The sequence below is a fragment of the Streptomyces sp. NPDC058637 genome (assembly GCF_042717325.1).
Taxonomy (GTDB): Bacteria; Actinomycetota; Actinomycetes; order Streptomycetales; family Streptomycetaceae; genus Streptomyces.
Map to the genome: position 1 here is coordinate 170,816 of NZ_JBHXRD010000014.1, position 25,283 is coordinate 196,098.

20 protein-coding genes are annotated in these 25,283 nt (G+C 71.3%); 10 read left to right on the forward strand and 10 right to left on the reverse strand.

Annotated elements, in window-relative coordinates:
- Nucleotide 1: 1 nt before the first annotated feature.
- Both ACFWVP_RS17015 and ACFWVP_RS17020 read right to left on the reverse strand, forming a co-directional pair.
- Nucleotides 2–3,364: a type 2 lanthipeptide synthetase LanM family protein gene (locus tag ACFWVP_RS17015; RefSeq protein ID WP_384497363.1), complete on the reverse strand. Its 3,363-nt coding sequence runs from the start codon at nt 3,362–3,364 to the stop codon at nt 2–4.
- Between the two features lie 85 nt (nt 3,365–3,449).
- Nucleotides 3,450–4,514 (reverse strand): LacI family DNA-binding transcriptional regulator, encoded by a 1,065-nt coding sequence (locus ACFWVP_RS17020; RefSeq protein ID WP_384497365.1) that lies wholly within the window; start codon nt 4,512–4,514, stop codon nt 3,450–3,452.
- Between the two features lie 111 nt (nt 4,515–4,625).
- Here ACFWVP_RS17020 and ACFWVP_RS17025 point away from each other — a divergent pair, with 111 nt between their 5' ends.
- The 4 genes from ACFWVP_RS17025 (at nt 4,626) to ACFWVP_RS17040 (ending at nt 8,592) form a co-directional block, all read left to right on the forward strand.
- Nucleotides 4,626–5,777, forward strand: a complete 1,152-nt coding sequence (locus ACFWVP_RS17025) for a Gfo/Idh/MocA family protein (protein ID WP_384497367.1) — start codon at nt 4,626–4,628, stop codon at nt 5,775–5,777.
- A complete protein-coding gene (locus tag ACFWVP_RS17030; protein WP_384497368.1) occupies nt 5,774–6,916 on the forward strand; it encodes a dihydrodipicolinate synthase family protein in 1,143 nt (380 codons plus the stop codon). Before ACFWVP_RS17025 ends, ACFWVP_RS17030 begins: the two co-directional genes overlap by 4 nt.
- On the forward strand, nt 6,913–7,746 hold the full coding sequence (locus tag ACFWVP_RS17035) for a sugar phosphate isomerase/epimerase family protein (protein ID WP_384497370.1): 834 nt from the start codon (nt 6,913–6,915) through the stop codon (nt 7,744–7,746). The genes ACFWVP_RS17030 and ACFWVP_RS17035 overlap by 4 nt, the downstream gene beginning before the upstream one ends.
- A gap of 279 nt (nt 7,747–8,025) precedes the next feature.
- Nucleotides 8,026–8,592, forward strand: coding sequence for a hypothetical protein (locus tag ACFWVP_RS17040; protein ID WP_384497371.1), 567 nt, complete (start codon nt 8,026–8,028; stop codon nt 8,590–8,592).
- A gap of 65 nt (nt 8,593–8,657) precedes the next feature.
- Here the strand turns inward: ACFWVP_RS17040 and ACFWVP_RS17045 are convergent, their stop codons facing one another.
- The gene (locus tag ACFWVP_RS17045; RefSeq protein ID WP_384497373.1) at nt 8,658–9,044 is read right to left on the reverse strand and encodes a winged helix-turn-helix transcriptional regulator; all 387 of its coding nucleotides are present in this window, start codon (nt 9,042–9,044) and stop codon (nt 8,658–8,660) included.
- 124 nt (nt 9,045–9,168) lie between these two features.
- Between ACFWVP_RS17045 and ACFWVP_RS17050 the strand changes: the two genes are divergently transcribed.
- On the forward strand, nt 9,169–9,576 hold the full coding sequence (locus ACFWVP_RS17050) for a RidA family protein (RefSeq protein ID WP_384497375.1): 408 nt from the start codon (nt 9,169–9,171) through the stop codon (nt 9,574–9,576).
- A gap of 84 nt (nt 9,577–9,660) precedes the next feature.
- Here the strand turns inward: ACFWVP_RS17050 and ACFWVP_RS17055 are convergent, their stop codons facing one another.
- Both ACFWVP_RS17055 and ACFWVP_RS17060 read right to left on the reverse strand, forming a co-directional pair.
- Nucleotides 9,661–10,398, reverse strand: a complete 738-nt coding sequence (locus tag ACFWVP_RS17055) for a class I SAM-dependent methyltransferase (protein WP_384497377.1) — start codon at nt 10,396–10,398, stop codon at nt 9,661–9,663.
- 274 nt (nt 10,399–10,672) lie between these two features.
- The gene (locus tag ACFWVP_RS17060; RefSeq protein ID WP_384497379.1) at nt 10,673–10,840 is read right to left on the reverse strand and encodes a hypothetical protein; all 168 of its coding nucleotides are present in this window, start codon (nt 10,838–10,840) and stop codon (nt 10,673–10,675) included.
- Between the two features lie 41 nt (nt 10,841–10,881).
- Here ACFWVP_RS17060 and ACFWVP_RS17065 point away from each other — a divergent pair, with 41 nt between their 5' ends.
- Entirely contained in the window at nt 10,882–13,113 is a 2,232-nt protein-coding gene (locus ACFWVP_RS17065; protein WP_384497417.1) for an ATP-dependent RecD-like DNA helicase, read from the forward strand.
- A gap of 199 nt (nt 13,114–13,312) precedes the next feature.
- Nucleotides 13,313–14,611: a citrate synthase gene (locus tag ACFWVP_RS17070; RefSeq protein WP_384497381.1), complete on the forward strand. Its 1,299-nt coding sequence runs from the start codon at nt 13,313–13,315 to the stop codon at nt 14,609–14,611.
- Nucleotides 14,612–15,163: 552 nt separating this feature from the next.
- Here ACFWVP_RS17070 and ACFWVP_RS17075 read toward each other — a convergent pair.
- From ACFWVP_RS17075 to ACFWVP_RS17085, 3 genes are all read right to left on the reverse strand, one after another.
- Nucleotides 15,164–17,620, reverse strand: a complete 2,457-nt coding sequence (locus ACFWVP_RS17075) for a heavy metal translocating P-type ATPase (RefSeq protein WP_384497383.1) — start codon at nt 17,618–17,620, stop codon at nt 15,164–15,166.
- Nucleotides 17,621–17,756: 136 nt separating this feature from the next.
- Nucleotides 17,757–18,062, reverse strand: coding sequence for a heavy-metal-associated domain-containing protein (locus tag ACFWVP_RS17080; RefSeq protein WP_384497385.1), 306 nt, complete (start codon nt 18,060–18,062; stop codon nt 17,757–17,759).
- An 87-nt stretch (nt 18,063–18,149) separates the two neighbouring features.
- Entirely contained in the window at nt 18,150–18,845 is a 696-nt protein-coding gene (locus tag ACFWVP_RS17085; RefSeq protein WP_384497419.1) for a TetR/AcrR family transcriptional regulator, read from the reverse strand.
- Between the two features lie 302 nt (nt 18,846–19,147).
- On the opposite strand from ACFWVP_RS17085, the gene ACFWVP_RS17090 reads away from it, so the two are divergent.
- Nucleotides 19,148–21,403, forward strand: a complete 2,256-nt coding sequence (locus tag ACFWVP_RS17090; protein ID WP_384497387.1) for an MMPL family transporter — start codon at nt 19,148–19,150, stop codon at nt 21,401–21,403.
- A gap of 172 nt (nt 21,404–21,575) precedes the next feature.
- Entirely contained in the window at nt 21,576–22,628 is a 1,053-nt protein-coding gene (locus ACFWVP_RS17095; RefSeq protein ID WP_384497389.1) for a zinc-dependent alcohol dehydrogenase family protein, read from the forward strand.
- Between the two features lie 70 nt (nt 22,629–22,698).
- Here the strand turns inward: ACFWVP_RS17095 and ACFWVP_RS17100 are convergent, their stop codons facing one another.
- On the reverse strand, nt 22,699–22,890 hold the full coding sequence (locus tag ACFWVP_RS17100; RefSeq protein ID WP_384497391.1) for a helix-turn-helix transcriptional regulator: 192 nt from the start codon (nt 22,888–22,890) through the stop codon (nt 22,699–22,701).
- Between the two features lie 179 nt (nt 22,891–23,069).
- Entirely contained in the window at nt 23,070–23,996 is a 927-nt protein-coding gene (locus ACFWVP_RS17105) for a sugar phosphate isomerase/epimerase family protein (RefSeq protein WP_384497393.1), read from the reverse strand.
- A 116-nt stretch (nt 23,997–24,112) separates the two neighbouring features.
- Between ACFWVP_RS17105 and iolC the strand changes: the two genes are divergently transcribed.
- Nucleotides 24,113–25,283 (forward strand): 5-dehydro-2-deoxygluconokinase (gene iolC, locus ACFWVP_RS17110; RefSeq protein WP_384497395.1); only part of this gene is annotated, 1,171 nt, incomplete at its 3' end.

Genomic DNA, 25,283 nt, shown 5'->3' on the forward strand with positions numbered 1-25,283 from the left:
CTCATCTGACTGGTCGACAACGGAGGGTGGAAGGGGACGCCGTCCCCGTGGTGGCCCCGGTGGAGGGGCGCATGAGCAGTGCCGGGCCGATCCGGTCGGGGAATCCCGCCCGCAGCAGCCCGTGTCCTATCCCCGAAAGGCCGGTGAGCAGCCCGGGGTGAGGTACGTGCCCGGGCGTCCCGCAGTGCGGTCCGGCCCGGTCGGCGGCGGCCAGGAGTGTTCCGGTGCGGCGCACCCAGTGGGCGCGGACGCCCGGCAGGGCACCGTGGCCGAGGAGCTCCAGCACACCCAGCTCGCCGTGGCAGAGGCTGTCGTTGGCCGGCGGCGGGGCCTTCGCCAGCTCGCCGGCCCGGTCGGCCAGCCAGCCGGAGAGCTCCGGATCGGCCAGCGCGTCGGGGCTGTCGGCGACCGCGAGCGCGATGCCGGCCGCACCGTCGCACCAGGCCTGCCCGATGCCCGCGCCGGGGACCGCGCGGCGCAGGGCGTGCAGGCCGGCGGCGCGGTAGCGGGACGCTCCTTGGGCGGGTTCCGGTCCGGGTTCGGGTCCGGGTTCGTTCCTTGCTCCGGAACCGGTTCGGGCCTCGGGCTCTGCTCGGGCACGGGTGGTGGCGTCGGCTCGGGTGGTGGCGTCGGCTTGGGCCTCGGCTTCGGCTTCGGCGAAGCGCAGCAGTGCCCAGCCGATGCCCGCGGCTCCTTCGGCGAAGCCCCCGGCTTCCGGGAGCGGCGCCGCCGCGATCCGTTCCGCACACCGCTCGGCGCCCCGCCAGGCCTCCGCCCGGCCGGTGGCCCGGTGCACCGCGAGCAGCGACACCAGCCCGCCCGCCGCGCCGCCGCGCACCCCGTACCCGGCCTCCGCCGCCCCCGCCGCGCAGCACAGCCGGGTGGCCGGGCCGGCCCAGTCCATCACCTGGCGGTCGTCCAGCAGGACGCCCACCTCGGTCAGCGCGTACGCGATACCGCCGAGGCCGGCGAAGGCACCCGAACCGAGCAGCCCGAGGTCGTCCACCCGCTCATGGAGGGTGTCCAGCAGCCCGGGGACGGGGGCCAGCGCCTCACGGGCCGCCTCGGCGTACCGCGATACCCCTGTCAGGGAGGCCAGTTGGGCGAGGAAGAGTGCCGGTCCCGTGTAGCCGCCCGCGAGGTCCGCCGCCATCGGCGTGAGCCGCCAGTAGCGTTCCCCGAGCAGTTCCAGGCCGATCCAGTTGGTGCGTCCCCCGTGGTGGTAGGCCAGCGAGACGAGCTGGTCGCCCACCGACCGCGCGGCGGAGAGCAGGCGCTCCGGTTCCGGTGCGGTGGCCACCGTCAGCGGCCGGTGGCCGGTGCCGGCCCGGTGCGCGGGCTCGGGGGAGGTGCTGACCATGGCGGCGCGGATGACGCGCTCCTGGTCCTGCCGGTCCACGGTGTCCAGGGCACGGATCTTCGCCTCTACCCGCGCCAGCCCGGTGGCGGCCTCCGGGCCCGGGACCCGGCGTCCGGTACCGCTCCACAGGTCCGTGGAGTCCGGCCGGGCGGCGAACACCGGTACGTCCCCGTGCCACAGCTCCGCGATCTCCTCGTCCTCCAGCCCGGGCAGCGCGGTGATGCCCAGGGACGGGGTCCGCAGCAGCGCGAAGATCCGGTGCCGTTCGGCGGCGTCCCGCATCAGGTCGGGGTGGGTGGACTCGTCCAGCAGGGTGGTGTACGTCCAGGTCGGCCGGGGTACGACCCGTATCTCGTCCTCGGCGAAATGACGCAACAACCCTTTCTCGCCCAGGAGTTCACCCCGGGCGTCACTGACGGCCGTGTACCCCGCCCGGAATCCGTCGCACAGGGCCTCGGTGTACGAGGAGGGGTCGGCCGGAATCCCGCCGAGCCGTGGGCGGTTGGCCGACTCGGTGAACCGGCCGGCCTTCCGTACCAGCCGCATCCCGTCCGTCCCCGCCGCCGCCCAGCCCGCCGTCTCGATGGGGGAGTGGCCCGCCCGGCCGCCGCCGATCGCGGACATGTCGAGCGCGGTGGTGTCCCCGACGAGCAACTGGGGCAGCAGTCCGACGCGGTGCACCGAGGCGTGCAGCGCCCGTGCGGCCGGATCGGCGGACCGGGCCGGGATCAACGGCGGATGGAACAGGGTCTCCACATCGACCAGGACGGGGTGCGGGCCGCAGGCGATCAGGTTCTCGTGGTGCAGGTCGGTGCCGTCCAGCATGTGCAGCAGCGCCAGCAGGGCGCCCTGACGCCGGTAGAAGCGGGTGGTCTCCTCCGCCGACTCGCAGGGCCGCTCCTCGACGAACTCGACCCAGCCGTACGCCCCCCGGTCCAGCACCCTCGGGGTCCGCAGACCGGGCGTCGCGGGCAGCGAGTTGAACCACTCGACCAGGGTGTTGAAGTGCTGGTGGGCGGCGAGCGGGCGCGGCTTGTACACCAGCCGGGAGCCGTCGCCGAAACGCAGCAGCATCACCGACCTGCCCCCGCGATGGCTGTCACCCGCTCCGGTCCCGACCCCGGTCGGCCCCCCGGGCCCCCGGTCACCGAGAGCCCCGGCGCCCCGGTCGCCCAGCACCCCGGAGGCCCGGTCTCCCAGCACCCCGGAGGCCCGCAGCAGGTCCCGGTCGGCCGCGAGCCTCTCCAGCATCTCCGCGAACGCCTCGGCCGCGTTCATGCTCGCCCGGGCCATGATCCGGGCCAACACGGGATACCGGGTGACGAGCGAGGCGAGACCGGACCGGCGTGCCGTCAGCCGGAGGAAGTCCCGGAACCGCTCCCGCGTCCCGTCCCCGCCGAGCCGGCCGTCCTGCCGTGCCTCGTGCAGTTCCAGCACCAGCGTCCGGGCGGCGAGGCGGGCCAGGCGGGAGGCCAGGTGGGACCGGAAGTCGTCCAGCACGGCGGCGGAGCACATCACGGGCCCGGACGCGTCGGCTTCGGGCGCGACCGGTCCGCCCACGCTCCCGCCCCGTGCCTGCCCGGCCACCTGTTCCGTCACCCGGTGGGCCGCCCGTGCCGCGAACGGTGCCACGACCAGCTCGAAGCCGGTCAGCCCCGGGTAGTCCCGGTCCGGGACCACCACGTCGCGTGGTGCGTGCGCCACCACGTCCCGGACGAACGCCGCCCAGTCGGGCTCCTCGGCGGGCCGCTGTCCGACGACACCCGGCAACCACCACGGGTCGCCGCCGTGCCCCCGGGGACCGAGAAGGCCCAAGGCGTCCGGAGCGTGCGCATGCTCCGCGCCTACGGCACTCGCGCGCCCGGCCGGCACATCGGGAAGAGAGGCGATCGGGTTCGCTCTGCCGTTCGGATCCTTCTGCGCCACCGCACACACCCCCCTGGCCCGGGGAGGCCTACCGGTCCTCCCGCACCCCATCCTGGGGGCGGAGGCGGCCCGGCACATGGGGGAGTCGCCCCCATCTTTAGGGTGCGGGACGCGCCCCGTGAACCGACGTACCGCCACATCGATGGAGGCAACGGCCGGTCGTTCACCCCCGAGGCGGAGCCGTGGACCCCCGCACCATCAGTTCCGCCTCGATCGTCGCGATGCCCCCCGGCGGCGGTGTCTCCTTGCCCATGGCCAGCCGCCCCGCCCGCGCACCCGCCTCGAACAGCGGCAGCCGTACGGTCGTCAGGGCCGGCACCGCGTCCACGGAGAACGGCAGGTCGTCGAAACCGGCCACCGACACGTCTTCCGGGATACGGAGTCCGCGGTCCCGGATCGCCGCACCGGCACCCAGCGCCACGGTGTCGTTCGCGGCGACGACCGCCGTCACCTCCGGTGCGCGGCGCAGGAGTTCGAGCGTCGCGTCGTAGCCGGAGCGCCGGTCGTACGGGCCGTGCACGGTGAGGCTCTCCTCGTCCGCGTACAGTCCCGCCGCCTTCATCGCCTCGCGGTGGCCCTCCAGGCGGTGCCGGGTCGTGGTGCGCTCCAGCGGGCCCGCGACGTAGCCGATGCGCCGGTGGCCGAGCTCCAGCAGGTGTTCGGTGAGGCGCCGGCCGCCGCCCCGGTTGTCGAAGGCCAGGGCGGCCACGACCGCGTCCGTGTCCGGCAGCGGCGGCCGCCCGCAGAAGACGATCCGGGTGCCCGCGTCCGCGAGCTTCGCCAACTTCGCTGCCATGGCGGCCTGATGGGCCGGATCCTCCAGCGCGCCGCCGGTGAGGACGACGGCCGCGGCACGCTGGCGCTGGAGCAGCGTGAGATAGGTGAGCTCACGCTCGGGGGAGCCACCCGTGTTGCACACCACGGCGAGCTTCTCGCCGCCCCCGCGGCCGGAGCCGTCCCCGGGACCACCGATCTCGCTCTGCGCGGCGCCCGCCATGATCCCGAAGAACGGGTCGGCGATGTCGTTGACGAGGATCCCGACGAGGTCGGACGTGGCGGCGGCGAGGGAGCTGGCCGGGCCGTTCAGCACGTAGTCCAGATCGTCCACCGCACGCAGGACCCGGTCCCGGGTGGACGCGGCGACCGGATAGTTGCCGTTCAGCACACGGGACACGGTGGCCGGGGACACCCGGGCGCGGGCCGCCACGTCCGCCAGGGTGACTGTCATCGCTGTCCTCCGAGGAGTTGTGGAGCGGCCCCCCTTGTCCGGGCCGCTGTCGGCAGGCTAGCGTCATACCGCATAGAAAGCGCTTGCTACGGCTGTATGGAGGGAACTTTCGTGACACGCAGGACAGTGCGCATCGCCATGAACGGCGTCACGGGACGCATGGGATACCGGCAGCACCTGGTGCGCTCGATCCTCGCGATCCGCGAGCAGGGAGGCCTCGACCTCGGTGACGGCGAGGTGCTGTGGCCCGAGCCCGTCCTCGTCGGCCGCCGAGCCCACGCGCTGGAGGCGCTCGCCGCACAGCACGGTCTGACCGAGTGGTCGACCGACCTCGACGCGGTGCTCGCCGACGAGTCGATCGACATCTACTTCGACGCCCAGGTCACCTCCGCCCGCGTCGACGCGATCAAGAAGGCGATCGCGGCGGGCAAGCACATCTACACCGAGAAGCCCACCGCCACGGACGTCGAGGGCGCGCTCGAACTCGCCCGCCTCGCCCGCGACGCCGGAATCAAGCACGGTGTCGTCCAGGACAAGATCTTCCTCCCGGGCCTGCTGAAGCTGAAGCGCCTCATCGACGGCGGCTTCTTCGGCGAGATCCTCTCCGTGCGCGGGGAGTTCGGCTACTGGGTCTTCGAGGGCGACTGGCAGGACGCCCAGCGGCCGTCCTGGAACTACCGGGCGGAGGACGGCGGCGGCATCGTCGTCGACATGTTCCCGCACTGGGAGTACGTCCTGCACGAGCTGTTCGGCCAGGTCACGAGCGTGTCCGCGCACGTGCAGACACACATCCCGCAGCGCTGGGACGAGCAGGGCAAGCCCTACGACGCCACCGCCGACGACGCCGCGTACGGCACCTTCCAGCTGGCGAGCGGCGCCGTCGCCCAGATCAACTCCTCCTGGGCGGTCCGGGTCAACCGCGACGAGCTCGTCGAGTTCCAGGTCGACGGCACCCACGGCTCCGCCGTCGCCGGGCTGCGCAACTGCCGCGTCCAGCACCGCTCGGCCACCCCCAAGCCGGTCTGGAACCCCGACCTCCCGGTCACCGAGCCGTTCCGCGACCAGTGGCAGGAAGTCCCCGACAACGCCGTCTTCGACAACGGCTTCAAGGCCCAGTGGGAGCTCTTCCTGCGCCACATCGTCCTCGACGAGCCCTACAGCTGGGACCTGATGGCCGGCGCGCGCGGCGTCCAGCTCGCCGAGCTCGGCCTCAGGTCCTCCGCGGAGGGCCGCCGCTTCGACGTACCGGAGCTGAGCCTGTGACCATCCACCTCCCGCACGGGCCCTACGAGCCCCGCACCACCCCGCTCGACCTCGCACCGGGCGGCGCCGCGCTCGCCTCCCGTACGGTCTTCTCCGCCGCCCACGTCGTCGCCGACCCGTACGCCGACATCAGCCCGGACGCGCCCGCCGTCGTCGACTGGGACGCCACCCTCGCCTTCCGCCGCCACCTCTGGTCGCACGGCCTGGGTGTCGCCGAGGCCATGGACACCGCGCAGCGCGGCATGGGCCTCGACTGGGCGGGCGCCGCGGAGCTGATCCGCCGGTCGTCCGCCGAGGCGAAGGCGGTCGGCGGCCAAATCGCCTGCGGCGTCGGCACCGACCAGCTCACCGGCCCCGCGACGCTCCCCGAGGTGCGTGCGGCGTACGAGGAGCAGCTCGCCCTCGTGGAGGAGAGCGGCGCCCAGGCCATCCTGATGGCCTCCCGCGCACTGGCCGCCGCGGCGAACGGCCCGGAGGACTACCTGGAGACGTACGCGCACCTCCTGCGCCAGGCCACCGAACCGGTCGTCCTGCACTGGCTCGGACCGATGTTCGACCCCGCGCTGGAGGGCTACTGGGGTTCCCCGGACCTCGACACCGCCACCGACACCTTCCTGAAGGTCATCGCGGAGCACCCGGACAAGGTCGACGGCATCAAGATGTCGCTCCTGGACGCCGAACGCGAGATCGACGTACGCCGCCGCCTGCCCGGCGGGGTGCGCTGCTACACCGGCGACGACTTCAACTACCCCGAGCTGATCGCGGGCGACGACCGGGGCTTCAGCCACGCCCTGCTCGGCATCTTCGACCCGCTCGGCCCGCTGGCCGCCCACGCGGTCCGGGTCCTCGACACCGGTGACGTGGACGGCTTCCGCGCCCTCCTCGACCCCACCGTCGAGCTGTCCCGCCACCTCTTCCAGGCGCCGACGCGCTACTACAAGACGGGCGTGGTCCTCCTCGCCTGGCTGGCGGGCCACCAGGAGCACTTCACGATGGTCGGCGGTCTGCAGTCCGCGCGCTCACTGCCGCACCTGGCGAAGGCGTACGAACTGGCGGACCGGCTGGGCCTGTTCCCGGACCCCGAGCTGGCCGAGTCCCGGATGCGCGCCCTGCTCGCGGTCCACGGAGGAGCACGATGAGCACCGACCTGTCCCGTCTGTCCATCAACCAGGAGACCGTCCGGCAGCTGTCCCTGCCGGAGCTCGTCGAGGGCTGCGCCAGAACGGGCATCGGCAACGTCGGCCTGTGGCGCGCCCCGGTGCAGGAGTACGGCGTCGAGCGCGCGGGGCAGCTGATGAAGGACGCCGGCCTCACCGTCACCAGCCTCTGCCGCGGCGGCTTCCTCACCGCGACCGACCCCGCCGAACGCGCCCGGGCGCTGGACGACAACCGTGCGGCGGTCGACGAGGCGGCGGGCGTGGACACCGACACCCTCGTCCTGGTCTCCGGCGGCCTCCCGTCCGGCGAGAAGGACCTGCACGCCGCCCGGGAGCGCATCGCCGATGCGCTGGCGGAACTGGCGCCGTACGCCGCGGAGCGCGGCATCCGTCTCGCGATCGAGCCGCTGCACCCGATGTTCGCCTCGGACCGCTGCGTCGTCTCCACCCTGTCCCAGGCCCTCGACCTCGCGGAACGCTTCCCGGCGGAGCAGGTCGGCGTGGTCGTCGACGCGTACCACATCTGGTGGGACGACCAGGCGCCCGCACAGATCGCCCGGGCGGGCGCGGGCGGCCGGATCCACTCCTTCCAGCTCGCCGACTGGATCACCCCGCTCCCGGCGGGAGTTCTGGTGGGCCGGGGCCAACTGGGCGACGGCAGCGTGGACTTCCGTGCGATGCGCCGCCAGGTCGAGGCGACCGGCTTCGACGGACCGATCGAGGTCGAGATCTTCAACGAGGACCTGTGGGCGCGCGATGGTGCCGAGGTGCTGGCCGAAGTCGCGTCCCGGTACCTGGAACACGCCTGCTGAGAGCCCTGCGGCGGACACGGGTAAAGAGAAGGTCAAGGTGTACAACCATTGCGCACCTTGCCCTGTCGTACTCAGCGTCGGGACTTCCGGGGAGGGGTCCGGGGGGATCGGGAAGCCCGACGGAGGGGGAAAGCGAGGGGGGTCCGGCCTTGTGGCCGGGCCCCATTCCGCGTTTCCGGGGCGGGTGCGCGCCGGCCGGGGTTGCGCACGGAACCCTGTCGAGGGCCGTGGGAAGACACCCCGGAGCGGTCCGGGGGCCGGTCTGGCAAGATCTCCGGAATGCCGAAGAACTCCTCGACGACCCTCAAGCGCATCGGCGCTCTCCTCCACGGCGCCGGCATGGTGTCCGAGGAGAAGAGACACAGAACCCTAGAGGTCGCGGCCACCTACGCGGACGACGAACTGGGCCCGTACGCGGCGGCCCAGGCCCTGGAGAGCTTCGGTGTGGCGGTCTCGGTCCACGCCGACGACATCGACTCCATCCACGAGGGCTATCCGCGCCTGTTGGCGGACGCCGCCGAGGTCGCCGGCGGCAAGGTCACCATCACCGACGTCCGGATCGGTGAGGGCGAAGGCGGCTTCGAGGTCGGCCGCTCCGATGTTCTGGAGTTCGAGAGGAACGGCAAGCTCGTCTCCATCCCGGCCGAACACTTCGCGGAGGACTACTACGACCATGAGGCGGCCTGCCGGGCCATCGCCGAAACCGCCCACGAAGACGACCCGCGCTCGTGGTGCGTCGTGGGCTTCGCGCGCGAGCCGGGCCTCGGCTACGACAGCATCATGGTTCTTGCCACGCCTGAGCAGAGGGAAGCGCTCCACCGTCACCTGGGCCTGACGTTTCCCTGAGCGGCGGGTGAACGGGTCCCGGGGCAGGCCGCCGACGGAGCCCGCCGACGGCCTGGCCCGTCACTTCAGCCGCCGTCGAATCCACTCCGGGCCGCCTCGATGTGGCCGATGTGCCGGTGGGTCCAGTCGCACATCACGTCGACCGTCTTCCGCAGCCCCTGGCCCGGCTCGGTCAGCGTGTACTCGACCTTCGGAGGGACGGTGGGGTACACGGTCCGCTCGACCAGACCGTTGCGCTCCAGCATGCGCAGGTTCTGGGTGAGCATCTTGTGGCTGATGCCCTCGACCTCACCCCGCACCTCACTGAAGCGCAGGGTGTGGTCGCCCAGGGCCTCGATGATCAGGAGGGCCCACTTGTTGGCGACGTCCGAGAAGATCTCCCGCGCCAGGGAGTCCGCGCGCCTCAAATCCGCCTGCGCCTCGGGCGAGCCCGTGAACTGCTTGGTAACCATCGGGTTCCCCAGTCACTGAAAAGTGCGTTCTTCCATGTCAGCCCACACTCTCCTACGGTTCCTGAGTAACCACAAGAGAGCACGTGCGGGCCGCTGGGGCCCGCGTGACAAGGAGGCGGACGGCATGGCCATCACCCTGAAGAACCCCACGGGGCTGCCGGAGATCGACGTCTACCGACAGGTGTCGGTAGCGACCGGGACGAAGCTGGTCTTCGTCGCCGGGCAGGTCGCCTGGGACGCGGACGGAACCACCGTCGGCGAAGGAGACCTGGCCGCCCAGGTCGAGCGGTGCTACGTCAACGTCGCCACCGCGCTGGCGGGCGTGGGCGCCTCCTTCGACGACGTGGCGAAGCTGAACGTCCACGTCGTCGACTGGACGCCCGACAAGATGCCCCTGCTCCTGGAGGGGATCTCCCGGGCGTCCGCGAAGCTGGGGATCACCCCCGTCCCGCCGGCCACGATGCTGGGGGTCGCGGCACTGGACATCCCCGAGCACCTGGTCGAGATCGAAGCCACGGCGGTCATCGACTGACGCTGGTGTGCGGTCGTTGGGAAGTTACGGACGCGCGTATCGGATATATAGGGCTGTTTGCCGTCCGTAACTTCGCAACGACCCTTAAACGACAGCGGGGCCGGGCCAACGGAACAGGGCGGACCAGAGGAAGCCCTCGCCGAAGTGGGGGGATTCGGCCGGCTCGTCGCGCATCCGGCGCAGTTCGACCTCCGTCAGCCCGGAGAAGATCCAGCGCAGCGACTCGGGTGTGTAGGCGAGGCCGCCCTGGAGTCCCGCCGCGCCGTAGAAGTCGGCGTCCGGCAGCTCGGAGCCCATCGCGCCGGAGGCGAAGCACGTGAGTGCCAGGTGCCCGCCGGGGGCGAGGACACGCTCCACCAGGGCGAGGTAGCTGATGCGGCGGTGGGGCGGCAGATGATGGAAGCAGCCGGAGTCGTGGATCAGGTCGTACGGCCCGGCGGGCGCGTCCTCGGCGAAGGCGTCACCGCAGTGGAAGCGGATGTCCGCCCCGGCCTCGCGGGCCCTTTCCTCCGCCCACGCGATGGCCCCCGGTGACAGGTCCACCGCGTCCACCTCGAAGCCGAGGGAGGCGAGATGGAGCGCGTTGCGCCCCGGACCGCACCCGAGATCGAGCGCGCGCCCCGGGGTGATCAGGCCCCGGTCGAGGTACGAGACGAGGCTCTCGTCGGGCTTCGCCACGAAGAACGGGACGGGCTTCGACCGGTCCGCGTAGAAACTGTCCCACCAGGCGCCCGCCTCGCCCGTCCACCGGTCCGCCTCCGGTGCGAACAGGCTGTCCATGAGCTTCAGTACGTCGTCGACCGAGCGAATGTTCCGGTCCATCCGGACCCCCTTCCCGAGGCTCCCATTCTCAGTGGGATCGCGACATCATGGCAGGTCAGAGGCATGTTGCGGGGTCCCTGGGCGGGTGCGTGCCCGCCTTTCGGGAGGGGGGTGGGCAATGGGGGTGCGGGGTGGGAGGGAGTGCTGCGAGCGGTCCGTCCGTGGGCGCGAACGGGGCACCGGGCGGGGGGCGCAGGTGTTTTTCTCGACCACTTCCCCGACGCCGGGCGACCGCAGGACGATATCTGCCTCGGCTGTCGGGGCGGTCGCGAAGTCACCGGGCTGACGGGCGCCGGGCGACGAAGACGAACTCCTCGACCGGCCGGCCGGGTGCCTCGCGTACGTCCTCCACCTCGAACCACTGGGCGGTCAGGGCCGCCCGCGCCCCGGCCTCGCGGTTGGCACCGCCCGTCGCCGCCGAGCGGCCCGCGCTTCGGCCCACGTGATGTCGGTGCCGCCCGGTACCGTCGCTCCATGTCCACCGTGCCCAATATGGCCGTACTCGAAGGCGTCCTGGAGCGGATCACCTACGCCAACGAGGAGAACGGCTACACCGTGGCCCGCGTCGACACCGGGCGTGGGATGAACGACCTGCTCACCGTCGTCGGTTCGCTGCTCGGTGCGCAGCCGGGCGAGTCCCTGCGGATGGAGGGGCGTTGGGGCTCCCATCCGCAGTTCGGGAAGCAATTCACCGTCGAGAACTACACGACGATCCTCCCCGCCACGATCCAGGGCATCCGCCGCTACCTCGGATCGGGCCTGATCAAGGGCATCGGCCCCGTCATGGCCGACCGCATCACCACGCACTTCGGCGTCGACACCCTGGACATCATCGAGCAGCAGCCCAAGAGGCTCGTCGAGGTGCCCGGCCTGGGACCGAAGCGGACGAAGATGATCGCCGCGGCCTGGGAGGAGCAGAAGGCGATCAAGGAGGTCATGGTCTTCCTCCAGACCGTGGGCGTCTCCACCTCCATCGCCGTCCGCATCTACAAGAAGTACGAGGACGCCTCGATCTCCGTCGTGAAGAACCAGCCCTACCGGCTGGCCGCCGACGTCTGGGGCATCGGCTTCCTCACCGCCGACCGCATCGCCCAGGCCGTCGGCATCCCGCACGACAGCCCGGAGCGGGTCAAGGCGGGGCTGCAGTACGCGCTGTCCCAGTCCACCGACCAGGGGCACTGCTTCCTGCCCGAGGAGCGGCTGATCGCGGACGCGGTGAAGCTCCTCCAGGTGGACACCGGGCTCGTCATCGACTGCCTGGCCGAACTCGCCGAGGACCCGGAGGGCGTCGTACGGGAGAAGGTCCCGGGGCCCGAGGACGGGCAGCCCGTCACCGCCGTGTACCTGGTGCCGTTCCACCGCGCCGAGATCTCCCTCGCCGCCCAGGTGCAGCGCCTGCTGCGTACGCCGGAGGACCGGATGCCGGCCTTCCAGGACGTCGCGTGGGACAAGGCGCTGGCCTGGCTCGCGCGGCGTACGGGAGCCACCCTCGCCCCCGAGCAGGAGGCGGCCGTCCGGCTCGCGCTCAGCCGGAAGGTGGCCGTACTCACGGGTGGTCCCGGCTGCGGCAAGTCGTTCACGGTCCGGTCCGTCGTCGAGCTGGCCCGGGCCAAGAACGCGAAGGTGGTGCTGGCCGCACCCACCGGACGGGCGGCGAAACGGCTCTCGGAGCTGACCGGCGCCGAGGCGTCCACCGTGCACCGGCTGCTGGAGCTGAAGCCGGGCGGGGACGCCGCCTACGACCGGGACCGGCCGCTGGACGCGGACCTGGTCGTCGTCGACGAGGCGTCGATGCTCGACCTGCTGCTCGCCAACAAACTCGTCAAGGCGGTGGCACCCGGTGCCCACCTCCTGCTCGTGGGCGATGTCGACCAGCTTCCCTCCGTCGGCGCGGGGGAGGTGCTGCGGGACCTCCTCGCCGACGGCGGCCCGGTGCCGGCCGTCCGACTGACCACGATCTTCCGCCAGGCCCAGCAGTCCGGAGTCGTCACCAACGCCCACCGGATCAACTCGGGGGTCCCTCCGCTCACCCAGGGGCTGAGCGACTTCTTCCTCTTCGTGGAGGACGAGACGGAGGACGCCGGAGTGCTCGCCGTGGATGTCGCGGCCCGCCGCATCCCCGCCAAATTCGGCCTGAACCCCCGCCGTGACGTGCAGGTTCTCGCCCCCATGCACCGCGGTCCGGCAGGCGCCGGTCATCTCAACGGCCTGCTCCAGCAGGCCATCACCCCCGGCCGCCCCGACCTCCCCGAGAAGCGTTTCGGCGGCCGGGTCTTCCGGGTCGGCGACAAGGTCACCCAGATCCGCAACAACTACGACAAGGGGGAGAACGGCGTCTTCAACGGCACGGTCGGAGTCGTCACCGCCCTCGACACGGACGAGCAGAAGCTCACCGTCCTCACGGACGAGGACGAGGAGATCGTGTACGACTTCGACGAGCTCGACGAGCTCGCCCACGCCTACGCGATGACGATCCACCGCTCCCAGGGCAGCGAATACCCGGCCGTCGTCATCCCCGTCACCACGAGCGCGTGGATGATGTTGCAGCGGAACCTGCTGTACACGGCTGTGACCAGGGCCAAGAAGCTTGTCGTACTGGTGGGTTCGCGCAAGGCCATCGGCCAGGCGGTACGTACGGTTTCCGCAGGCAGACGCTGCACGGCACTGGATTTCCGGCTCCGCGGCGGGTCGGTCGAAGACTTCGCGGAAAAATGATCGATCAAAACGGTGGGAAACATCACTGAGACCTTCCGGAACCGGATTTCAGGGGGCAGGATGAGTAAGTTGGCGGCACTCAGTGCCGTCGGTAGGTCCAATGGACGACCCCGAGTGCACTCTCCTGAGCCAAATGGGGGAGGGTGGAAACAGTCAGGGCACACCTCGAAGAAGAGGCACTACGTCGGTGAGGGATGACGTGAGCGAGCACACCAACAACGCTGTAGTACTGCGGTACGGCGATGACGAGTACACCTACCCGGTGATCGACAGCACCGTCGGCGACAAGGGCTTCGACATCGGGAAGCTCCGGGCCAATACGGGCCTGGTCACGCTGGACAGCGGATACGGCAACACGGCCGCGTATAAATCCGCCATCACCTATCTCGACGGCGAGCAGGGCATCCTGCGGTACCGCGGCTACCCGATCGAGCAGCTCGCGGAGAGCTCGACGTTCCTCGAGGTCGCCTACACGCTGATCAACGGTGAGCTTCCCAAGGTCGACGAGCTGTCGGCCTTCAAGAACGAGATCACCCAGCACACGCTGCTGCACGAGGACGTCAAGCGGTTCTTCGACGGCTTCCCGCGCGACGCCCACCCGATGGCCATGCTGTCCTCGGTCGTCAGCGCGCTGTCCACGTTCTACCAGGACAGCCACAACCCGTTCGACGAGGAGCAGCGCCACCTCTCCACGATCCGGCTGCTGGCCAAGCTCCCGACGATCGCGGCGTACGCGTACAAGAAGTCGATCGGTCACCCGTTCGTCTACCCGCGCAACGACCTCGGCTACGTCGAGAACTTCCTGCGCATGACCTTCTCGGTGCCGGCCCAGGAGTACGTGCCGGACCCGGTCGTCGTCTCGGCGCTGGAGAAGCTGCTCATCCTGCACGCGGACCACGAGCAGAACTGTTCGACCTCCACCGTGCGTCTGGTCGGCTCCTCGCAGGCGAACATGTTCGCCTCGATCTCCGCCGGTATCTCGGCGCTGTGGGGCCCGCTGCACGGTGGCGCCAACCAGTCGGTGCTGGAGATGCTCGAGGGCATCCAGGCCAACGGTGGCGACGTCGACTCCTTCATCCAGAAGGTGAAGAACAAGGAGGACGGCGTCCGCCTGATGGGCTTCGGCCACCGGGTGTACAAGTCCTTCGACCCGCGCGCCAAGATCATCAAGGCTGCGGCCCACGACGTGCTGTCGTCGCTCGGCAAGTCGGACGAGCTGCTCGACATCGCGCTCAAGCTGGAGGAGCACGCGCTCAGCGACGAGTACTTCGTCTCGCGCAACCTCTACCCCAACGTGGACTTCTACACGGGCCTGATCTACCGCGCCATGGGCTTCCCGAGCGAGATGTTCACCGTGCTCTTCGCGATCGGCCGTCTCCCCGGCTGGATCGCCCAGTGGCACGAGATGATCAAGGAGCCGGGATCCCGCATCGGCCGCCCGCGCCAGATCTACACCGGTGAGGTCCTGCGCGACTTCGTCCCGGTCGAGGGCCGCTGAACCAGGCTTCCCCGGAGCCACCGCACCACCTGAAGTACCTCTCGCAGGATCCGGCCCCTCCGGCCGACTGCCTTCGCCCCGCGTGCCGCGCTCGCTGACCAGAGCGCGGTGTCCGGGGCGATTCGGCGTTCCGGGGTTCTCCGCCGGCCCGCCGCGGAGCGCGGGCGCGCCCCGCTCGCTCCAGGCCGCTGAAGCGAGAAACGCCCCGCCGCCGATCCCCCCACGGGTCGACGGTCAGGGCGCTTCCCATATCCCGGAGCGGATTCCCCCCACGGGATCCGGCCGGGCGTCTGCAGGGAGCCGAAGCGCCCGTTGTTTTCCGGTGGTGCCTATTCAGTTCGGTACCGCAGTGCGATCTGCCGGGGTACGTACGCACGGGAGGGCCGCTCAAAGCTCCCCGGTGCACGTGCCCCGGCCAACGCTTGCCAGGAGCGTCCCCCAAGACACTCCATCGGACGTCCCCCAAGACATCCTTGGCATCGCACTCTTAGACTCACCAACCCATCAGATGGTTACCCTCGAATCGGTGTGATCTAAGTCTCTTTGTGGAAATTACGTGAAGGAGCGCAACCGCAGACTGTTCGTCACGACGAAGACCGACGAAAACGCCATAGCCGCACCTGCGATCATGGGGCTGAGCAGCCCGAACGCAGCCAAAGGCAGTGCGGCCACGTTGTAGCCGAAGGCCCAGAAGAGGTTGCTTCTGATGGTGGACAGCGTACGCCGTGACAGCCGAATGGCGTCAGCGGCCACCTTAAGATCTCCACGAACCAGCGTGAGATCGCTCGCTTCGATCGCCGCGTCCGTCCCGGTACCCATCGCCAGGCCCAGATCGGCCACGGCGAGTGCCGCCGCGTCGTTGACCCCGTCACCCACCATCGCCACGGACCGGCCTTCGGCCTGAAGGCTCCGGACGACGGCCACCTTGTCCTCGGGCATGACCTCCGCGTGGACCTCGTCGATCCCGACCGCGCGGGCCACCGCGTCCGCCACGGCCCGGTTGTCCCCGGTCAGCAGAATGGGCCTGAGGCCCAGCGCCCTCAGTTCCGCGACGGCTGCCGGGCTGCTGTCCTTCACCGCGTCGGCGACCTCCAGCACCCCCCGCGCCTTCCCGTCCCAGGCGACGACTACGGCCGTACGGCCCTGCTCCGCGGCGCCCGCCATGGCGTCGGCCAGGGCCGGCGGGAGCGTGATGCCCGCGTCGGCGAGCAGCCGGGGCCGGCCGGCCAGGACCTGGTGCCCCTCGACAATGCCGCGTACCCCGAGACCGGGGACGTTGGTGAAGGACCCGACGGCGGGCAGGCCCGCGGCCGTGCGTTCGGCGGCCCCGGTGGCGACGGCCTGCGCCAGGGGGTGCTCGGAGGCGCGCTCCAGGGCACCCGCGAGACGGAGCACGTCGGCCTCGGTCGTCCCGGCGGCCGTGTGGACGGCACCCAGGGTCATACGGCCGGTGGTCACGGTCCCCGTCTTGTCGAGGACGATCGTGTCGACCCGGCGGGTGGTCTCCAGGACTTCGGGGCCCTTGATGAGGATGCCGAGCTGCGCACCGCGCCCGGTGCCGACCATGAGGGCGGTGGGCGTCGCGAGCCCGAGGGCGCAGGGGCAGGCGATGATCAGGACGGCCACGGCGGCGGTGAACGAGGCGGTGATGTCGTCGGTGGCGAGCAGCCAGGCGACCAGTGTGGCCAGGGCGATCAGCAGCACCACGGGCACGAACACCGCGGAGATCCGGTCCGCGAGGCGCTGGGCGGCGGCCTTTCCGTTCTGGGCTTCCTCGACGAGCCGGGCCATCCGGGCCAGCTGGGTATCGGCGCCGACTCGGGTGGCCTCGACGACGAGCCGCCCGGACATGTTGAGCGTCGCCCCGGCGACGAAGTCGCCCACGGCGGTGTCCACCGGCACGGACTCGCCGGTGAGCCTCGAGGCGTCGACGGCCGAGGACCCCTCGACGACGGCGCCGTCCGTGGCGATCTTCTCGCCGGGGCGGACGACGAATCGGTCGCCGACGACGAGCCTGCCGACCGGGACGCGTACCTCCGCCCCGCCGCGCAGGACGCTCACGTCCTTGGCGCCCAGGTGCATCAGCGCCCGCAGGGCGGAGCCCGCCTTCCGCTTGGACCGTGCCTCCAGGTAGCGGCCCAGCAGGATGAAGCTGACGACTCCGGCCGCCACCTCCAGGTAGATCGTGGAAGCGGGGTCGGAGCGGGTGACGGTGACGTCGAACCCGTGCCGCATTCCCGGCATGCCCGCGTCACCCAGGAACAGCGCCCACACGGACCAGCCGAACGCGGCGAGGGTGCCCACCGACACGAGGGTGTCCATCGTCGCGGCGCCGTGCCGCAGATTGGCCCAGGTGGCGCGGTGGAAGGGCAGGCCGCCCCAGACGACGACGGGGGCCGCGAGCGTGAGGGAGAGCCACTGCCAGTTGTCGAACTGCAGGGCGGGGATCATGGCCATCAGGACGACCGGCACGGAGAGCGTCACCGAGACGATCAGACGCTGACGCAGTACGGCGAGGGCTTCGGCGGCCGAACGGTCGGCCGGGCTCTCCTCGGCGGTGCCTGCGCCGTCGGGCCCATGGGTGCCGGTGGTGCTGGTGGTGCTGGTGGGATCGAGGGTGCTGGTGGTGTAGGTGGAATCGAGAGTGCTGGTGGTCCCCGCTGTCCCGGCGGGTTCGTCGGCCCGATCGGTCCCCCCGGCTTCCCCGGTGCGGGGTGAGGTGTCGCTCGGACGCGGCGCAGGGGCCGGCGCCAGGGCCGCGCGGGGGACGGGCCGCGCGGTGTAACCGGTCTTCTCGACGGTGGCGACGAGGTCGTCGAGCGTGGTGCCCGGTGTGAAGGAGACGCGGGCCTTCTCGGTCGCGTAGTTGACGGTGGCGGTGACACCGTCCATGCGGTTGAGCTTCTTCTCCACGCGGGCCGCGCACGAGGCGCAGGTCATCCCGCCGATCGTGAGCTCGGCCTGGGAGGTCTCCGCCGCCGGGACCTCGGCTGCCGTGGTGCTGACCATGTCCGGACTCCTGGGTGAAGCAGGTCGGGCCGTTCCCCACCAGTATCCGCTTGTCCTGGTGACGAACCGGCCCGACGGCAGGTGAGGGGGACAGGTCCGGTCACCGGACCTGTTCCGCGCGGTGGGGCGGGACGGCTCAGGCCAGGCCCACGAGCTCGTAGCCCGCCTCGTCGACGGCGGCGCGCACGGCGTCCTCGGGGAGCGGGGCGGCGGACACCACGGTCACCCGGCCGTCGGCGGCCTCGGCCTTCACCGAGGTGACTCCCTCGATGCCGGAGATCTCCTCCGAGACGGCCCCTTCGCAGTGGCCGCAGGTCATGCCCTTCACCTCGTACACGGCGGTGACGCCGCCGATCCGGACCTCCGCCGCCCCGTCCTGGCAGGAACCGGTGGACGAGCAGCAGGAACCGGTGGCCCGGGGGGTATCGGTTTCGGCGGTCATGTCGTTCTCCTCTTCGCAGGCACATGGACGTGGCGCGAGGGGACACCGGGAAGCCCGGTGCGTCCACCCACACCACAGACTATACCCCTAGGGGGTATCGATTTCCTGCGGTGGAGGCCCGGGGCGCGGGTCACAGACCAGCGGTTCCAGATAGCGGTACATCACCGTCTTCAACTCCCTGATGTACGCCTCCCGTTCGGTTCCCTCATGGGCCATGATCAGGTCGAGGCCGGCCTGGAAGAGGGTGAAGGACATGCTCGCGATGCGGTGGGCCCGGTCGGCGGGGAGCTCCGGCAGATAGGCGCCGAGCAACTGCTCGGTCCTGGTGAGCATCGTGGCGTGCAGGGCGTCGTGCCCCTGGGTGATGACGCCCGGAATCTCCGAGCCGTGGGCGAGGACGGTGAAGGCGGGGTTCTCGCAGTTGAAGGCGATCAGCGGGTCGAGGACCGTGTCCAGGATCCGGTCGAGCGGGAGCTCGAGGTCGCCGGGGGAGAAGGCGGCCCCGTATATCTCCTGCCAGCGGTGCAGCAGCTGGTCGCCGAGCTCGATGGCGATGGCTTCCTTGTTGGGGAAGAACTGGTAGAGCGTGCCCGGTGAGACGCCCGCCTCGCGGGCGATGGCGTTGGTGCTGGCCCCGTTGTAACCGCTGACGCAGAAGACGCGGGCGGCGGCCTTGAGCAGCTGGGCGATGCGGGCCTCGCCGCGCGCCTGGCGGCGGCGCGGCTTGGCGGCCCCGGTGTCCGGGGCGGCCTTGGTGCCTGGGGTGCCCTCGGTGTCCGAGATGGCCCCGGTGTCCGGGGCGCGCTCGGTGTCCGGGGTGCCCTTGGCTGTGCCGCCCGCCTCGGCTCCGCGGTCTCGCGCGCCCCCTTCGTCCCGCTCGCCGCTCCGTGTGGGCGCAGCGGCCTTCCCTGTTCCGGCCTCCGGCACGGTCTATCCCCAGCTTTCAAGACGCGGTTGACAAATACGAGAGGTCACTCGCATTCTGAAGAAACGCGAGCGAGGTCTCGTGTTTGCCAGTGTAAGTGGCAACGACTGACCCGTGCTGCCTTGTGCTGCCCGGGTCTGGGTGAAGGGGACACCGCACCATGTCGGAAGTCAACAGCCCGGAGCGTGTCGGGGGCTGGACCCGCCTCGTCACCGCGCGACCACGGCTTTCCCTGCTGACAGCCCTGGTGATCACGGCGCTCGCGGTGTTCGCGGGGAGCGGGGTGGCGGACCGGATGGGCAGCGGCGGATGGGAGGCCCCCGACGCCGAGTCGACGTACACGACCCAGGTGCTGGAGCGTGAGTTCCCCGCTTCCCGGCCCAATCTGCTGTTGCTGGTCGACAGCGGCAGCGCCTCCGTCGACGACCCCGCCGTGGCCGCGGAGGCCGCCCGCCTCACGGAGCGCCTTGCCGGTGAGAAGGGGATCACGGGCGTCGGTTCGTACTGGCGGACGACATCCCCGGCCCTGCGCTCCGAGGACGGGCACCAGGCGATCGTCGCCGCCCGGATCGAGGGGGACGAGAAGGCCACCGGGGAGATCCTCGACCGGATAGCCCCCGCCTACCGGGGTGTGTACGGACCGGTGGAGGTCTCCGTCGGCGGGCCCGTCGCCGTGCGGCACGAGATGCAGACCATCATCCAGGAGGACCTGCTCAGGGCCGAGCTCATCGCCCTGCCGGTGACGCTGGTCCTGCTGGTCATGGTCTTCGGGAGCGCGATCGCCGCGCTGCTGCCCCTCGGTGTCGGCATCGTCGCGATACTGGGGGCCAACGCGGTGCTGCGCGGCATCACCGAGTTCACCGATGTCTCGGTCTTCGCCCAGAACCTCACCACAGCCCTCGGCCTCGGGCTCGCCATCGACTACGCCCTGTTCATCGTGCGCCGGTTCCGCGAAGAGCTCGCAGCCGGAGCGGACACCCGGGCGGCGATCGGCACCACCCTGCGCACGGCGGGACGCACGGTGCTCTTCTCCGCGCTGACGGTGGCGGTGTCGTTGGCGGCGCTGATGGTCTTCCCGCAGTACTTCCTGCGCTCGTTCGCCTACGCGGGCATCGCCGTGGTGCTGCTGGCGGCAGCGGCCGCCCTGACCCTGCTGCCGGCCGCGCTGATGCTGCTCGGACCTCGGGTCAACTCCCTGGACCTGCGCAAGCTGCTGCGCCGCCACAAGGGCGGAAGGCCTCCCGCGGCGGAGCCTGCCGAGGGCACGGGCAGGGGATGGGCCAGGTTCGCGGTACTCGTGATGCGCAGGGCGCCGCTCTTCGCCGTCGTCACCACGGTCGGGCTCGTCCTGCTGGGGCTGCCCTTCCTCGGGGTGAAGTTCGGTACGGCGGACGACCGTCAGCTGCCCGCGAGCGCGGAGTCCCGCGTCGTCCAGGAGCACATACGGGACGCCTTCCCCGGCAGCCCGGGCGGCGGCCTGGAAGTGCTCGCCGAAGGGGCGGCGACGCCCGCCCAGTACGCCGACTTCCGCAGCAGGATCGCCGCGCTCCCCGGAGTGCAGCGGGTCGACGGCCCGGTCACCGGTGACGGGTCCGCGTACTTCGGCGTACTGCCCGAGGGGGAGTCCGTCGGGCAGGAGGCCCAGCAGCTGGTCAGGGAGCTCCGGGCCGAGACCGCCCCGTTCGACACGTCGGTGACCGGCGCGGCTGCCGTACTGGTCGACTCCAAGGACGCCATAGCCGACCGGCTGCCATGGGCTGTGGGGATCATCGTCGTCGTCACCCTGCTGCTGGTCTTCCTGCTGACCGGCAGCGTGCTCATCCCCGTCCAGGCGGTCGTGCTCAACGCCCTCAGCCTGACCGCGATGTTCGGAGCGGTCGTCTGGGTCTTCCAGGACGGACACCTGTCCGGGCTGCTCGCCTTCACCAGCACCGGGGACATAGAGACGACCCTGCCCGTGCTGATGTTCTGCGTCGCCTTCGGCCTCTCCATGGACTACGGCGTCTTCCTTCTCTCCCGGATCAAGGAGGAGCACGACCGTACGGGCGACCACGAGCACTCGGTGACGTTCGGCCTGCGGCACACCGGCGGCCTGATCACCGCCGCCGCCGTGATCCTGGCGGTGGTCATGGTGGCCATCGGCACATCACGGGTCACCAACACCAAGATGCTCGGGCTCGGGATCGCGCTCGCCGTGCTCATGGACGCCATGGTGGTGCGCAGCCTGTTGGTTCCGGCCGTGATGAAGCTGACGGGCCGGTTCACCTGGTGGGCGCCCGCACCGCTGCGCGCCTTCCACCGGCGGTTCGGGCTGAGTGAGGGGGAGCCGGCCCGGACGCCCTCCGGCGGCCCGTCCGCCGAGGAGATATCCGGGCCCGAGGGCCAGGAGCGGGACAAGATCATGGCCGGGGCGTAGATTCGCCGGATCCGACAGCCGACACACGGCAGTCGACACACGGCAGTCGACACACGGCAGTCAATCCCCGGCAGTCGATGGACGGCAGCTGATCCACGGCAGTCGGTTCACGACGCGACGGCGGATCCACGCCGGTCGACGCACGGGAGTTGATCCACGGGAGGCGGGGCCGATGCGAGCAGTGGTGTTCGAGGAGTTCGGGCGGGAGGCCCATGTCCAGGACCTTCCGGATCCCGCACCCTCCGCAGGGGGAGTCGTGGTCCGGGTCGGGGCGACCGGGCTGTGCCGGAGCGACTGGCACGGGTGGATGGGCCACGACCCGGACATCGTCCTCCCGCACGTCCCCGGCCACGAACTGGCGGGAGTGGTCGAGGCGGTGGGCTCCGGAGTGCACAACTGGCGCCCGGGAGACCGGGTCACCGTGCCCTTCGTCTGTGCCTGCGGCCGGTGCGCCGCCTGCGCGGCGGGTGCCCAGCAGGTCTGCGAGCGGCAGACCCAGCCCGGCTTCACCCACTGGGGATCGTTCGCCGAGTACGTGGCACTGGAGGAGGCCGACGTCAACCTCGTCGCCGTCCCCGACGGGTTGTCCTTCGGTACGGCGGCCGGGCTCGGATGCCGGTTCGCCACGGCGTTCCGGGCCGTGGTCGGCCAGGGGCGCGTCGCGCCGGGGGAGTGGGTCGCCGTCCACGGCTGCGGCGGGGTCGGGCTGTCGGCCGTGATGATCGCGGTCGCGTGCGGCGCCCGGGTCGTCGCGGTCGACGTGTCCCCGCACGCCCTGGAGCTGGCCCGGGCCTTCGGAGCCGCAGAGTGCGTGGACGCCTCCGCGCACCCCGCCGGCGCGGACGCGGCCGTACGCGAACTGACCGGTGGCGGTGCGCACCTGTCGCTCGACGCACTGGGCTCCCCGGTCACCTGTGCCGCGTCCGTGCGGAGCCTGCGCAGGCAGGGCCGCCACATCCAGGTCGGGCTGTTGCCCTCGGCGGCCGGAGACCCCGTCGTGCCCATGGCGCGGGTGATCGGCCTGGAGCTGGAGATCCTCGGCAGCCACGGCATGGCCGCGCACGACTACCCGCCGATGATGGACATGGTGCGGGCCGGCACCCTGCGCCCCGATCTGCTGGTGACCTCCACCATCGCCCTGGACGCCGCCCCGGCGGCACTCGCCGCCATGGGCGGGGCGCCCGGGGCGGGCGTGACGATCATCGAACCCGCGAAGCGGACCTGATCGAGCGGCGAAGGGGACCTGGTCGAGCGGCGAAGCTGGTCCGACCAGCCGGTGAAGCGGACCTGATCGTTCAGCGGCCCCGGTTGCTGGGCCGGGAAGCGATCCAGGCGAGGACGGTGTCCACGTACCAGTAGGGCTTTCCGTGCTGGACGTCGTCAGGAGGGGGAAGGAGCCCGTGCTTGCGGTACGAGCGGACGGTGTCCGGCTGGACCCGGATGTGCGCGGCAATGTCCTTGTACGACCAGAGCCTTCTGTCCGTCATGAATGACACCTCTCTCTGCCCCCGTACTCTGCGCGCCGCGTTCTCTGTCCCGTTGAACGACGAGGTCGCGGACCGGGCAGGGGGCGCCGCGAGCCTGTGACACAAGTCATGCGGAACGCGTACATATGTGACGGAGAGGTGACTGCTGTGGCGAGTGGGGCCGCGGAGCAGGGAGGGGATCAGACGGAGGGCCGGGCCGGGCCGCAGGTGCGGAGGAACTCGCGGGTGCGGCGGGCGATGGGCAGCGGCTTGTCGGGCGGGCAGGGATACATGTCCTGCTCGACGATGGCGAACAGGTCCCGGCCCAGGGCGCGCGCGGCGTCCAGCACGGGCTCCAGCGCGGGGACCCCGCCGGGCGGCTCGCACATCACCCCGCGCGCCACCGCCGGGCCGAACGGCACCTCGTTCGCCACCACATCGGCGAGGATCCCGGGGTCGACCTGCTTGAGGTGCAGATAGCCGATGCGCTCGGCGTAGGTCTCGACGAGTTTCACGCTGTCCCCGCCGCAGTACGCGTAATGGCCGGTGTCGAGGCAGAGCGAGACCAGGTCCGGGTCGGTGGCGTCGAGGAAACGGTTGACGTTCTCCTCGGTGTCGATGTGTGTGTCGGCGTGCGGGTGCACCACGATCCGCAACCCGTAACGGTCCCGCACCTCGCGGCCCAGCCGCTCCGTCTGGGTGGTGAGGTCGCGCCACTGTGCCGCCGTGAGCGTGCGGTCCTCCAGTACCTCCCCGGTCTTGTCGTCCCGCCAGAACGACGGGATGACCACCAGGTGTCCGGCGCCCATCGCCCGGGTGAGTGCCGCGATGCCGGCGACATGCGCCCAGGTCCGGTCCCAGACGTCCGGCCCGTGGTGCAATCCCGTGAAGACGGTGCCCGCGGAGACGGTGAGGCCGCGGCGGGTGGTCTCGTCCGCGAGCCGGGCGGAGTCGGTCGGCAGATAGCCGTACGGGCCGAGCTCGATCCACTCGTAGCCCGCCTCGGAGACCTCGTCGAGGAACCGGTCCCAGGGCACCTGCCGCGGATCGTCGGGGAACCAGACCCCCCACGAGTCGGGTGCCGAACCGATGCGGATGCGGGCCGGAGAGGGCACGGAGGAGGTCATATCGCCCACCCTCCAGCCCTCGGAGGGGAGTGTCAAGAGTTCGTCCGAATGTCCGGACAAAGTGTTGACAGGGTTCCGGAGGGGGGCTAGACCTGGGGGCAGCCGAAGGGATGCGTATGCCTGAGCCGTACGACGTGATCACCATGGGGCGCATCGGGGTGGACATCTACCCGCTGCAGACCGGCGTACCGCTGGCCCGGGTCGAGACCTTCGGGAAGTTCCTCGGCGGCTCGCCGTCCAACGTGGCGGTGGCCGCCGCCCGGCTCGGACGCCGGACCGCTGTGATCACCCGGACCGGCCGGGACGCCTTCGGCGACTACCTCCACCAAGAGCTCGGCACGCTCGGTGTGGACGCCCGGTGGGTGACGGCCGTCCAGGAGTACCCGACACCGGTCACCTTCTGCGAGATCTTCCCGCCGGACGACTTCCCCCTCTACTTCTACCGGCAGCCCAAGGCGCCCGACCTGGAGATCCGCGCCGAGGAGCTCGACCTGGACGCGGTGCGGGCGGCCCGGATCTTCTGGATGACCGGCACCGGACTCTGCGCGGAACCCAGCCGCGGCGCGACCCTCACCGCGCTCCGCGCCCGGAGCGCGGCACGCGGGGTGGGCGCGGGGGAGGCGGAGGGCCCGCGCGCCACGGTCTTCGACCTCGACTGGCGCCCCATGTTCTGGGACACCGGGGATGGGGACGGAGGGGACAGGAACAGGGAGGACGCGGACCGGGGGGCCGGGGCGCGGTCGGCCGCCGCCCGGTACCGCGAGGCACTCGCCCATGCCACGGTCGCCGTCGGCAATCTGGACGAGTGCGAGATCGCCACCGGCGAACGCGAACCGTACGCGGCCGCCCGCGCACTGCTCGCCGCCGGGGTCGAGCTCGCCGTCGTCAAACAGGGCCCCGCGGGTGTCCTCGCCGTTCACCGCGACGGCACCACCGCGGAGATCCCTCCCCTCCCCGTGGAGGTCGTCAACGGACTGGGCGCCGGGGACGCGTTCGGCGGCGCCCTCTGCCACGGGCTGCTCGCCGGCTGGGACACCGCACGCATCATGCGGTACGCCAACGCCGCCGGAGCCGTCGTCGCCTCCCGCCTCGCCTGCTCGTCCGCGATGCCGTTCCCGTACGAGGTCGAACAGGCCCTCGCCGACGGTGCGGTCAAGGCGACGGCACCCCCCGGACCGGCAGCAGCCCCCCGACCCCCCGGACCGGCAGCAGCCCCCCGACCCCCCGGACCGGCAGCAGCCCCCCGACCCCCCGGACCGGCAGCAGCCCCCCGACCCCCCGGACCGG